The sequence below is a fragment of the Mesorhizobium sp. A623 genome, assembly GCF_054489405.1.
The window spans coordinates 127,054-139,733 of record NZ_JBTMXB010000010.1; the positions used below are offsets into that span (position 1 = coordinate 127,054).

Annotated in this window: 10 protein-coding genes; 7 read left to right on the forward strand and 3 right to left on the reverse strand. The window is 62.1% G+C overall.

The features are described 5' to 3' along the window. Genes tssM through ACX3P1_RS12840 form a run of 6 tightly spaced genes read left to right on the forward strand, consistent with a single transcriptional unit; the run spans position 1 to position 8,156 of the window. A complete protein-coding gene (gene tssM, locus ACX3P1_RS12815) occupies positions 1-3,537 on the forward strand; it encodes a type VI secretion system membrane subunit TssM (protein WP_459079956.1) in 3,537 nt (1,178 codons plus the stop codon). Further along, positions 3,519-4,058, forward strand: a complete 540-nt coding sequence (tagF, locus tag ACX3P1_RS12820) for a type VI secretion system-associated protein TagF (protein ID WP_459079957.1) — start codon at positions 3,519-3,521, stop codon at positions 4,056-4,058. The genes tssM and tagF overlap by 19 nt, the downstream gene beginning before the upstream one ends. Next, on the forward strand, positions 4,058-5,161 hold the full coding sequence (locus tag ACX3P1_RS12825; protein WP_459079958.1) for a DUF2169 family type VI secretion system accessory protein: 1,104 nt from the start codon (positions 4,058-4,060) through the stop codon (positions 5,159-5,161). Before tagF ends, ACX3P1_RS12825 begins: the two co-directional genes overlap by 1 nt. Further along, on the forward strand, positions 5,158-6,177 hold the full coding sequence (locus tag ACX3P1_RS12830; protein WP_459079959.1) for a beta-ketoacyl synthase N-terminal-like domain-containing protein: 1,020 nt from the start codon (positions 5,158-5,160) through the stop codon (positions 6,175-6,177). Before ACX3P1_RS12825 ends, ACX3P1_RS12830 begins: the two co-directional genes overlap by 4 nt. Further along, the gene (locus ACX3P1_RS12835) at positions 6,174-7,094 is read left to right on the forward strand and encodes a DUF4150 domain-containing protein (protein ID WP_459079960.1); all 921 of its coding nucleotides are present in this window, start codon (positions 6,174-6,176) and stop codon (positions 7,092-7,094) included. Before ACX3P1_RS12830 ends, ACX3P1_RS12835 begins: the two co-directional genes overlap by 4 nt. 9 nt (positions 7,095-7,103) lie before the next feature. After that, complete coding sequence (locus tag ACX3P1_RS12840; RefSeq protein WP_459079961.1) at positions 7,104-8,156, forward strand: hypothetical protein; 1,053 nt, start codon at positions 7,104-7,106, stop codon at positions 8,154-8,156. Between the two features lies 1 nt (position 8,157). Here the strand turns inward: ACX3P1_RS12840 and ACX3P1_RS12845 are convergent, their stop codons facing one another. Genes ACX3P1_RS12845 through ACX3P1_RS12855 form a run of 3 tightly spaced genes read right to left on the reverse strand, consistent with a single transcriptional unit; the run spans position 8,158 to position 11,273 of the window. Continuing rightward, positions 8,158-8,505, reverse strand: a complete 348-nt coding sequence (locus ACX3P1_RS12845; RefSeq protein ID WP_459079962.1) for a hypothetical protein — start codon at positions 8,503-8,505, stop codon at positions 8,158-8,160. Beyond that, entirely contained in the window at positions 8,505-8,930 is a 426-nt protein-coding gene (locus ACX3P1_RS12850) for a DUF6484 domain-containing protein (protein ID WP_459079963.1), read from the reverse strand. The genes ACX3P1_RS12845 and ACX3P1_RS12850 overlap by 1 nt, the downstream gene beginning before the upstream one ends. Positions 8,931-8,942: 12 nt before the next feature. Further along, positions 8,943-11,273 carry a type VI secretion system Vgr family protein gene (locus ACX3P1_RS12855; RefSeq protein WP_459079964.1) on the reverse strand — a complete coding sequence of 777 codons (2,331 nt, stop codon included), beginning with the start codon at positions 11,271-11,273 and terminating at the stop codon, positions 8,943-8,945. 207 nt (positions 11,274-11,480) lie between these two features. Here ACX3P1_RS12855 and tagH point away from each other — a divergent pair, with 207 nt between their 5' ends. Next, entirely contained in the window at positions 11,481-12,581 is a 1,101-nt protein-coding gene (tagH, locus tag ACX3P1_RS12860) for a type VI secretion system-associated FHA domain protein TagH (protein ID WP_459079965.1), read from the forward strand. Positions 12,582-12,680 lie beyond the last annotated feature (99 nt).

The following is a 12,680-nucleotide window of genomic DNA, read 5'->3' on the forward strand; positions in this document are numbered from 1 at the left end:
ATGTTCGTCCTGCGCTTCCTGTGGGCCGTACTAACGTCGCGCTGGCTGTGGACGCTGATCGGCCTGGCGCTGCTTTCGCTGGTTATCTGGATATTCGGCCCGATTGTGCGGGTCGGACGCAGCGAACCGTTTGCGTCCGATACGGTGCGCATTGTCCTCATCGCCCTGCTGGTTATCGGTTGGCTGATCTGGCTGATCGTCGCACAGCGGCGGGCCATTCGCGCCAACCGCATGTTCGTCGCCGAAATATCCGCTTCACCCGTCGAAAAGCAGCTGACCCCCGGCGAGCAGAGCGTCGCCGCGGTCGGGGTAAAATTCCAGGAGGTGATGGCGGAATTGAAGCGCCGTAAGCTCGGCGGGAAAAAGTTCCTGCGCGAGATGCCCTGGTATGTCATCGTCGGCCCTCCGGCTACCGGCAAGACAACGGCGCTGCGCCAATCCGGCCTCAATTTTCCCGTCGATCTGACCGACGATTTGCAAGGTGTTGGCGGCACGCGCAACTGCGACTGGTTCTTTTCCGAAAACGCGGTGATGATCGACACGGCCGGACGCTACGTGCAGCAGGAAAGCCAGCCCGATGTCGATGCCGCCGAATGGCTGGGTTTCCTGGGTTTGCTGAAGAAGCATCGCGGCAGGCGCGCCTTGAACGGCGTCATTGTCGCCCTGTCCATCGACACGCTTTGCGAGGGCGACGAGGCGATCCGCGCGCATGGTCGTAAAATCCGCCGGCGGCTGGCCGAACTCAACGAACAGCTTGAAATCCGCCTCCCGGTCTATCTGATGCTGACCAAGGCCGACCTGATAAAAGGCTTCGAGGCCTTCTTCGGCGGACTTTCGACGGCAGCGCGCGAACAGGTATGGGGAACGACCTTCCCGCTCGATGCGCGCGTCGACGCTTCCACGGTTGCAAGTGAGATTTCGACCCTTGCGGCCGAGTTGGAACGGCGGCTGGTGCCGCGCCTGGAGAACGAGGAAAAACTGGCCGAGCGGGCGGAGATCTTCCGGTTCCCCGCCCAGCTCGACAGTCTCTCTGAGCCGATCCAGATTCTTGTCGAGGCGATGTTCGGCGAAAGCCGCTATGAGGAAAGTGCCTGGCTGCGCGGCGTGTACCTTACCTCGGCGACGCAGGAAGGGGCGCCGATAGACCGGCTGACGGCCGCGTTGTCGTCCTCGTTCGGCCTGCCGGCCCGGCGCGCCATGCCAGGCGGGCGCGTCGAGAAACGCAGCTTCTTTTTGAAGAACCTGCTTACCGAAGTCATCTTCAAGGAGGCGGGTCTCGGCACGCTCGACCCGCTCGCCCAGCGCCGGCGCGCCTGGATATGGCGCGGCGCGGCCGCGGCGTCCGCCGCCGTCTTCCTGCTCGCGGCCCTGTTGTTCACCTTCTCCTATGTCGACAACCGCAATGCCATTACGGCGCAAGCCACCCAGTTCGAGGCGCTGCAGACCCCGCTGAATGCGATCGCCGCGAAGGCCGCGCCTGTCGATCCGCCGGATCTCGATTTTGCGCTGGCCGCCATGGACGAAGTGAAGAGCGCCCGAACCCAGCCGCCCGGCGGCATCCACGACCTGATCGGCCCATCGGCCTCGGCCGAATTGCGGCGTGCGCAGACCGACACCTACGAACACGCTTTGCGCAATGTCCTCGAGCCCCGCATGGTCGCCCTGCTCGAAGCCACGATGTGGCGGCAAATCCGCGACCCGGATTTCATGCTTGGCGCGCTCAAGACCTATCGCATGATGACCGGCCTGTCGCAGATGGACACCGACTTCGCCCAGGATTGGTGGCAAAATCGCCTGCCGGAATTCGCTGCCGCCCCGCCGTTTCCGACACCCGATGCGGAAGAGCACCAATTGGCGGCTATCCGTCGAATGGCCGTGGACGACAGCTATTCCAGCCCCGATCCGGCGCTGGTTGCCGAGGCTTTGAAAACCGTCTGCACGATCTCGCTGCCGGCACGCGCCTACAAGCAACTGCTGGCGGACCCTGCCATCGTCGCGCTCAAGGAGTGGATACCGGCCAACTTCGCCGGCCCCAACGGCGCCAAGGTGCTGGCGCGGCGCTCGGACAAGACCTTGCGCATCGGTATAGCCGGCGCGTTCACCTATGCCGGCTTCCACGACGTCATCCTGGACAGGCTGGAGGACGTCGCGGCCCAGGCAGCACTCGACCGCGCGGTGTTTGCCGGCGGCTGTTCGGAAAATTCGGATACCTCGGTGCAGGCGCTCTCGCAGGACGTGCTCAAGCTCTACTATGACGATTTCATCGCCCAATGGGACAGTCTGTTGCGCGACATCCGGCTGGCGCCGCTTACCGATCTCAATGTCGCCAGCGAGAATCTCAAAGACCTGTCCAGTGCCGATTCCGCCGTCAAGCGGCTCGTCACCGCCGTGGTGCAGGAGACGGAACTGACCCGCTCCGACGATGCTCCTGCTGACGACAAGGCGCAAGCAGCGGGCGCATCGAAACTCCTGAGCAAGCTCGGTAAAATCGGCAAGCTCGCCAAGACCGGCGTGAAACTGCTGCCACGCGCCGGGTCCGCCGACGAGGTGGACATGACCGGGTCCCTGGTGGCGGAACATTTCAAGCCGCTCAAAGGCGCAATCGCCGAGATGGATGGCCAACCGCCGGCGCTCGATGCGGCGGTGGTGTCGCTGACCGCGCTATCCAACATGCTGCAGACCGTCACCGCCAGTCCAGACCCGCAGGATGCTATCAAAAAGCAGGGCGGCCTTGCCGAACTGACCGGCGCCGTCGCACGCCAGGCCAAGATACTGCCCGATCCGATCGACGACTGGCTCGGCGGCATTGCCGGCGATACCAGCGGCCTTACGGAAAAGGCGGTCACCTCCGAACTCAACGCGATATGGCGCGCCGATATTCTGCCGTTCTGCCAGGCGGCGTTGACGAACCGCTATCCCTTTGACCCCTCCAGCGCGGTGGACGTCAATGTCCGCGACTTCCAAAGGCTGTTCGGACCGGGAGGATTGATCGACAACTTCATCAACGACCAGTTGATCGCCTATGTCGACACCACCAGTCAACCGTGGAAATGGCGCGCGGATTTCGGATTGGATTCCTCGGCATTGGCTGCCTTCGAACAGGCCCGGCATATCCGCGACGATCTGTTTCCGGGCGGCCAGGGCCCGGTAATGAGTTTTACGCTCGAGCCGAAGGACCTTTCGCCGAACGTGACGCGCGTCACGCTCAACCTCGACGGGCAGGCGCTCACCTACTACAACAACGCCACGCGGCCTCAGCCCATGACCTGGCCCGGCAAGGACGGCACCGGCGTCATTACGCTGGCGTTCCAGCCGATCGACGGCTCGCCCGAATTCCTGATGAACGAAACCGGCAGTTGGGCGTGGCTGAGGATGTTGCGCAACGGTCGTTTCACCAACACCTCGCTGGCCGACGTCTACAATTTGCGCATCGGCGCCAAGAACTTCTATGCCGATTTCGAGCTTCGCGCGTCCAGTGTCGAAAACCCCTACAATCTGGAGATGTTCAAGAGGTTCACGTGCCCGCCGCAAATCTGAACCCCGGATTCTTCGGCAAGATTCCGGCGACAGGCGATTTCGTTCACCGCAACCTTCCCGTCGAGTTCGTACGGGGATGGGACCGCTGGGCCGCGCGCCATCTCGCGCCATTGCTTGCGGATGACCGGTGGACGGACGGGGGCCTGAATTTCCTGCTCGGTCCGGTTTCGTTCGGACCGATGGCCGGCGTCGTCTTGCCAAGCGCCGACCGGGTGGGAAGGCGTTTTCCACTAACCGTAGCGGTGCCGATCGATTCCGCACGCATCGGGCTTGCCGAGGCCGCCGCGGACTGGTTCGCCCTTATCCAGACATTGGCGGCGACGACGCAGGCTGGCACCGTCACGGCCGATGATCTTGCGGCCGAATTGATCCTGTTGCCATTTCCGCAGGTCGGCAGCGACGGCGAATCCGTTCGAGGCATGGCCTTTTGGGTCGATCCTGCCGATTTTGTCCTTGCCGATCCCGATGCGCCGCAGCCGGCGCTCGAGCACCTCTTGGCCGCGCGGCTGGAGCCGGGCTGATGCAGATATGGAACCAGACCGGCTTCGTGCATGAATTCACCATGGGCATGGACAAGGATGCCCATGAATATATCGTCGTGGTGGTCAAGGGAACTTTCGACTTTCCGGAAAATCCTGGCGGGCCGGTACGCAAATTCGCCGAACAGGTGCCACTTGTGATGGCCGATACGCACACCGGCGAACCCGGCTATTCGGCAACCCTGTGGGAAACAGACTTCGCTTTCCGCAAGCCGCGCTGCGACGTCGTCGCCAATGGCTGCGCCTATGCGCCGGGTGGTCGCCCGACCGAACGCGTACCTGTCGGCATCAAGCTCGGCGGCTGGTCGAAGGTATTCGAGGTCGTCGGCCACCGGGAATGGCGCGCCCGCGGCCCGCTGTTCATGGCCACCTCACCGCAGCCTTTCCTGCGCCAGCCGTTTTCCTATGACACCGCCTGGGGTGGCACCGACCGTCTCGACCCGGAAGACAAGCTTCCCGGCAGCTATCCGCTCAATCCTGTCGGCACGGGTTGGGCGCGCACCAGAAACCAGCGCCTCGTCCCCGGACTTCGCTTGCCCAACACCCAGGCCGCAGGCGAGGAAATCCGTTCGCCTTTTGGCGACTACAAGCCGATGAGCTTCGGTCCGGTCGGGCGCGGTTGGCCCGGCCGCATCGGATATGGCGGTACCTACGACCAGAATTGGGTCGACAATGTCGCCCCCTTCCTGCCGGTCGATTTCGACGAGTGTTATTTCCAGATGGCGCCGCCCGATCAACAGATCGATCCGCCTAAGGGTGGCGAAGAGGTGCAACTCGCCAACCTCACGCCGCAGGGGCGCGAAAGCTTTCGGCTGCCGCGGACGTCATTGCCTTTGACGCTTTTCAACGGTCGGGAAAAAGTGCTTGAAAAAGAGGTGCCGCCCGACACGGTGCTGTTCGACCCCGAAAACCGGCGCTTCAGCCTCGTGTGGCGCATCCAGCAGCGTATTCGCCGAACCATTCTCGATTTCAGCGAGTGCTGGATCGGCCCGCCCACGCAATCCATGCTCAGGGCCCGCGAAACCGGCCGCCGCTATATCCGTGCAAACGGAGAATCCCCCGAAGAAGAGAGCGAGGACGCATGAGCGCTTCGCTCGACATCGTCGCGGTCGGCATGGTGACGGCGGTCGGGCTTGACGCACCCTCCTCATGCGCGGCGATGCGCGCGGGTATCGACGGTTTCAGGGAAACGCGCTTCACTACCGCTGGAGGCGACTGGCTGATCGGCGCGCCCGTGCCGCTGCCGCGTGCATGGATAGGCGAAAAGCGCATGGCCCATCTCGCCGCCGGGGCGATTGGCGAAGCATTCGATGCGGTGCCGCAGGCACGCGGTCGCACGGCGTTGATGCTGTGCGTGCCGGAGGAAGGGCGTCCGGGCAGGCCCGTGCGCGATTACGCGCTGTTGCTGCGCCGCATCGCCGAGATCATGGAAGTCGAAGCGCATTCCCGCTCGCGCGTCATCGCCCACGGGCGCCCGTCGGGCATCGTGGCGCTGGATCATGCAAGGCGATTGCTGGCTGCGGGCGAAGCCGAATACGTCATGCTTGTCGGGGTCGACAGCTACCTGACGCCGCATGCGGTGACGCATTACCTCAACGAGCGGCGGCTGCTCACGACAGACAACCCCAACGGCTTCATCGCCGGAGAAGCGGCGGCGGCGGTACTGTGCGCAAAGCCGGGCCGCGGCAGCTTCGGCCTATACGGCATAGGGCTCGCGCGGGAATCCGCCTTTATCTATAATCCGCAGGATTTGCCGCTCCGGGGCGAAGGCATGATCTCTGCTTATCGGGCAGCGCTCAAGGAAGCGGGCGCGCAGATGCACGAGGTCGGATACCGCATCGCCGACCTCGTCGGCGAACACTATTGGTTCAAGCAAAGTACACTGGCGGTGAGCCGCGTGACGCGAAGCGTACGCGAATTCATGGACATCTGGTCGCCGACCGAATCCGTCGGCAATGTCGGCGCGGCGGTCGTGCCGCTGATGCTCGGCATGGCCTATATGGCCGCGCACAAGGGCTACGCCGGCGGAAGCAGTGTTCTCATCGAAGCCTCCAGCGATGCCGGCGCCTGCGGCACGGCGATCTTCGGGGGCGGGCGATGACGGTTTACGCCAACGGGCTCGAGGTTTCCTGCAAGGCCCAGTCCGACAGGGTGATCGCGGCGTTCCCCGACGTCTGTTTCACGCCGCCGGAGAACCCCGCGACGCCGCCGGGCGTGCCGGTCCCCTATCCGACCTTCGGCTTCGATACCGATACCGACAAGGGCACCGGCACGGTCAAGATCGGCGGCCAGACCATCAACCAGAAGAACAAGTCGTACTACACCAAGACAACCGGCACCGAGGCCGGCTGCGCGGCGAAGAAGGGCATCATCAACTCGAAGAATACGGGCAAGAAATATAACCGCGCCTGGTCCTCCAACGTGAAGGCCGACAAGGAACCGGTCTGCCGCTTCTCCGACATAACCACCAACAACCACGCCTGCGAGCCACCGAACGCGCCGACAACGCAGCCGCAGGTTGGCGGAGCTGGCACCGGCGGCCAAGCGAATACCAAGTGCCTGGTCGGCGAGTACAGCAAGATCAAGGAAGAGTGCAATTCGCGGTCGCCGACGGGTGAGACGCACCACATCGTTCCTGATATGGTTTACAGGCAAACGACACGGGCGACGACGAATACATCAAACCGCGTTCGGGGAGCGCCATCCCTGAACCAGGGTATGTGTATATGCTTGACGCCTGGCCAACACAAAGGGCTGCACAGCGGCGTAAACCAATCGTTGGCCGCACTCCCGCCGGGGCCTGGTGGGCCGGCCGGAACCTCGCTCGTTGGGGCTTGTGCGGCAGTGGGGGTAATCGGCTTGCGTCAGCTTAACAATCCCGCGTTGACCCCGGATTGCATGAAGGAAGCTTCCGACAAGGTCGCTCAGCAGACGGCGCCCATTGCAACTCAGGCAGGACGCACCACACTCAGACCGCCTGCACCCAACACTCCGGCTTTCAACGCACTCAGACCATAGGTTGATATCGTGCCCAGTATCACCGCAAGACACAAACTGCGCATATTTGCGTCCGCATCAACCGGTCCCACGATCTGCCTTGCCTTGAAAGACTTTGAGGCTGGCGATGCGGATAGCATCGTTCTCATTCACACACCCCGCTCGCCTCAAGCCTGGCAGCGCATCGAGGTACCCTTCGATGTAATGGACCTCGCGCGGCTACCGCAGCCGAACGACGACGGTGCGGAATACATCGCTCTCGCCAGCACCGGAGAGGCAATCGTCCTCGCTAGCCAGCTTAAGACAGAAAGGATCAATCCCGAAGGCACGTTCCGATTTATCGAACCCGGAAAGGGAATGCTTTCAGCCTTTAGCGAGTTGGGCATCAATCTTTTGGCGCTCGGACGGGGAGGTCAGGTCTACCAACGTGGAGATGCCGCAGACTGGCAGGTTATGTCGGATACCTATCCTCTCGAGGACGATCCGACCGATCACATAAATTTTCTTTGTGCGGCAGCCCTTTCGAAAGAGGGCGCACTCTTTTTCGGGGGATCTGCGCAACCGCAAACCAAGAGCCTCGATGACATCACCCAATCCCTTCTTCGGGGAGACATCGAAGGCTTCTCTCGGCAAATCATGACCGACGTCCGACCGATCTACGGAACCCTATGGCGTCTGAAGGCCGGCCAATGGAGCAAGGTCGACATCCCATTTTCCGGGACGGTCACCGGACTGAAGACAATTTTGGAGCAACGCGTTCTATTGGCGACAAATTTCGGGCTGGTTGGCGAGATCATCGACGTAGACCAATTCGAAAACATCTATGCTCACACCGATCAGAAGAACATTTCCATGCTAACAGTATGGGACGATCGCACGATCGTCCTTCTCGATGACGAGATCGTGGCCTTGGATCTCATCGCCGGAACGGACGAGGCAATACCTGTCCCTCCCGGCTTCGAGGCACTGCAACAATTGCAAGCCGAAGGCGACGACGTCTGGCTCGTAGACTGGCGCGGGCTCGCCAGATGGAGCGGATCGGGGTGGGAAGAAGTGGAAATTCCCCGAGCTCTGCTAAGGTAGACTACATCTGGCGTGTGAATTGTTGAGCTAACCACTGCCGAATGCGCGGAATGTCAAAGTCCCTTACAAGGATCGGGCGCTTGGTTGTCTTGAGCACCTGAACGACAAAAAGCTCTCCGGGCTCCGGGTACTCTTCGAAACGCTCACGCGCTATTCTTGCGCCCTCTGCATCGGCCACTACCAGACCGTCGAGATGCGCTTCCAGTCGCTCGACCAGTCTGGCGAGCCGCTCTTCGTCCATGTCCGGGTTCTCGTCGGGGTTGAGCAGGTGATGGTCGTAGATATTCCACAGATGTGCCGCCATCTCGGCGTGCTGGCGCACGATCTCGGGCAGGATCGGAGCCGGCATCAGTTGAGGTTTACCGAGCCGCCGCGCACGCGGTTCGTGGCGCTGGCGTGGCTTGTCACATAGGTGCCGCGAATCATGATGCGGCCGTCTTTTTCCATGACGATCCGCGCCTTGCCGCAGCGAAGTTCGACGCGCTCGCTGCCGACGATCCGCACGTTCTCGCCGTCGCGCACCACCTGCGGCGTCGGGTTCTTGCGCGCTGGATCGACGATGCGGCCGACGATCAGCGGGCGGGTCGGATCGCCGTCCTGGAACAGCAGCGCCACTTCCGCGCCCGCCATGGCCGATGTCAGTTCGGTGAGGCTTCGGGCGGCAATCGCTTCCTCGCGCGGATTGCCTGGAAAGACCACCAGCGGAGCGGCGCCGTCGAAGCCCAGAAAGATGCCGATCACCACGCCCTCGATACGCTCACGGATATCCACCATCGCTGTCTGCCCTCAGTTCTGGGTGATCTTGCTGCCCTTGAGCGACATGTCGCCCGATGCCTTCGCGTTGATCTTGCCCGATGCGTTGATCGATACGTCCTTGCCCTTGATGACGATCTCGCCATTCTTTTTCATGGTGATGATCGCGTCGCCGCATTTCAGCTGGATTTGATCCTTCGCCTCCAGCGTCAAGGTCTTGCCGACAGCGATCGCGGCATCCTCGCCGACTTCGGTGAGGCTCTTCTTGCCGATCTTAAGCTCGTGTGCGCCGCCGACCTGGATCGAGTTGTCCTCGCCGACCTTGACGATCCATGTCTTGGCGATTTCCGAATTCTGCGCGCCGCCGATCTTGAGCCCTTGATCGGCTCCGATCTGGATACTCTGGTTGGAGCCTACCGTCCACGCGTCGTCCGCGCCGATCGTGTGATCCTGGCCGCTGCCGACGATGACCGACCGGCTGGCGCCGATCGTGTTCGTTTGCGGCCCGCCGACGCTTCGCGTCTCCGAGGCGCCGACCGTGTCGACGCGGGCGGCGCCCACGGTTATCGTCTGGACGATCGCGACCGTCTGCGTATGGTTGGCGCCGATCGTCTCGCTGGAATTCGCGCCGATGCCGATCGTCTCGTTGGAACCAACGGTCAGCGAGCGGTTGATGCCCACCGTCTCGGTATCGTTGGAGCCGATGTTGACGGTGCGGTCGACGCCGACCTTCGTCGTCTTGTTGTTGCCGACGTCCTCGTCGAGATTGACCCCGACGGAGTGCTTGGCATTGTTGTCGATGCGGTCGGACTGGTCGTGCTGGACCAATTTTCTGCGGTCGTTCTTGATCAGCAGCTTGTGGTCTTTCTGCGCTTGGAAATTGACCAGTTCCGAACCGGCCTTGTCCTCGAACATCAGTTCGTTGTAGCCGCCGCCACCCTTTGAGGAATTCGACTTCCATCCCGACTGGGTAGCGTTGGCCGGCAGGCCGTAGGGCGGCATCTGGGCCGCATTGTAGACGCGGCCGGTAATCATCGGCAGGTCCGGATCGCCCTCGATAAAGTCGACGATCACTTCCTGGCCGATGCGCGGTATCTGGATGAACCCCCAGCCGCTGCCCGCCCATGTCTGCGAGACGCGAACGAAGCAAGAGCTGTTCTGATCCTTCTTGCCCTCCCGGTCCCAGTGGAACTGTACTTTCACACGGGCATATTCGTCCGTGAATATCTCCTCGCCGGAAGGACCGACGACCGTCGCCGTCTGCGGCCCGCGCATGATCGGACGGGTCGTGATGCGGGGCGGCCGGTAAGGCACCTTGGTCGGCGCCACTCCCAGCACGATACGGAAAGTGTCGCCTTCCGTATCGACGCCGCTGCGATAGCCCGGATCGAACAGGCGGTACTCGGCGCTGACGACGAGATACTCCTGGTTCTGATCGTCGCGCGGAAAATCCTCAAGCGTGAAGGTGCAGCCCGAAAACAGGCCGCGCACCGTGCCTACCGCCGAAACCCGCTGGTGCGGGGCCTGCAATTCCTCGCGCCTGATGGCCGCGATGGCGTCGCCCCGCCCGGTATCGAGATGGGCGCCGGGCTGGCGGTAGTATTCCCCGGCCGCCTCCTTGTGGCTAAACGCCTGCGATGACTTTGCCATCAGATCGGCACTGGGCTTCTTGAAATCGTAGTCGGTATGGGCATAAGCGCCCGGCCTCACCGAACTGCCCGGTATCCAATCGGTGATATGCTCGACGTCGCGCCTAGTGTCCTGACCGTCGAGATGGAATGGCACGGTTTCGTATCCCGGCGCCGGCTTCAGCTTGCTCATCGCATCGGCGAGGATCAAGGTATGCTCGCCGTCGCCATGCTCGAAGAAATACAGGATGCCTTCGTGTTCCAGCAGGCGTTGCACGAAATCGAGATCGGTCTCGTCATACTGCACGCAATAGTCGCGCGGCGGATAGGAACCCTGCAGCCGTTTCTCGAACTTGGCCGCGGGCGCTTCGGAGAAAATCTTCTCGATGATTTCAATGACGCTCATGTTCTGGAATATGCGGCAATCGGTGGTGTTGCCCAGAAACCAGAACCATGGCCTCAAAACAGCTTCGTAGTGGGCAAGCCTGTCCTCAATCCTGGTCAGGCGGAACTCGGACACGAGTCCGCTGAACCAGCGCTTGGGATCGCCTGATTCACCCTCGATGGAAACCGGGCCGCCCAGCATCTTCAACGGGTCGACATTCGAATTTTCGCTGACGAAGCCGACCGTGTAGGCAAAACAGCGGCTGATCTCATCGCGTCCGACGAGATGGGTGAACGTCAACAGATCGGAGCCAACCGGAGTTTGAACAACAGCGGCACGATCGTTCGGCATCGGGGTCGTCCCTCTCCGGGGTCGCGGCCAACTTCCGCTGATCCTAGCATAGGTGTGGCCGCGAACCAAAGCACATCATAGGGTGGTAAACCCGGCGAAGACGTTGTCGTCAAAGCGGCTGTCCCGCTGCGTATGCAACCTGCTAGAATGATTTCAGGCTCGACGAGAGCAAGGCGGCCGAAAAGCAGAAATCCGCGGGTCATTCGGATGCGCATCAGTCTGAAAATAATCAATGCAGACGGCCTGGCTGACGGCAGTCCGATCGAATTCAGCTCGCAGGAGGACAACTTCGATATCGGTCGCGAGAACCGTGACTGGAATTTGCCCGATAAAGACAAATTCATCTCCGGCCGGCACTGCGAAGTCCGGTGTCGAAGCGGGGCGTTCTGGCTACTCGACGTGTCGCGCAACGGAACCTTCGTCAACGGGGCCAGCCAACGCATGTCCAATCCCCACCGGCTCGCGCACGGCGACCGGCTGCGCATCGGCCGCTACATCGTCGCGGTTTCGATAGAGGACGCAGCACTACACGGCCATGCAGGCGCGCGGCAGGCGGGCACTGGCGACGATACGGGGGGTGCATCGAAACTCCCCGGCGACCAGCCGTTCGGGCCGAACCGGGACAGCGCCGCCCTCCCCCCCTCACCGTCGAGCGGCGGATCGTTTTCCCTGGCGGTTGGCACCTCAGGCAGGCAGCAGCCACCGCTTGGACATGGGTCGGCCGGACAAAGGCTTGCGCAGGGGGACGAAATTCTGCGCGCCGTGGCAGCCGGAGCCGGTGTCGCGCCCGAGATATTCCTGTCTCGCGATGCCGGCGATGTCGCCCGCGAAATCGGTTCGGTGCTGCGCATCGTCGTCGACGAACTGGCGATGCTGCTGAAGGCGCGCGCTGCCGCCAAGACGCTTGCCAGGAGCAGCGACCGCACCATGGTCGGCAGCGCCGACAATAACCCGCTTAAATTCCTGCCCGGCTCGGAAGAAATCCTGGAGGTCCTGTTCACGCGCCGCCGCGCCGGTTACCTCGACGCGCCGCACAGCGTCGAGGATGCCTTCCGCGACCTGAAAACCCATGAACTGGCCACTTATGCTGCGATGCAGGCGGCACTGTCGCGTCTCATCGACGACCTGTCCCCGGACATGATCGAAAGAAAACTGCCCCCCTCCTCCTTCACTTCGAAAAAGGGGCGGGCCTGGGATGCGTTCGTTGCAACATGGAAGGCCAAGGAAGACCCGCACGAAAACGGCATGCTCGACGTATTCCTTGCCTATTTCGGCGAGGCCTACGCCAAAGCCGCCAAGCCGAAATAAGCCTTGGATGAAAATCCTCCGGACATCCGTCTTGGACGCTCCATCCTTTTGTTTGAGCATCGGATTTTCCGAAAACCGGCAACCATTTTCGGTCCGATT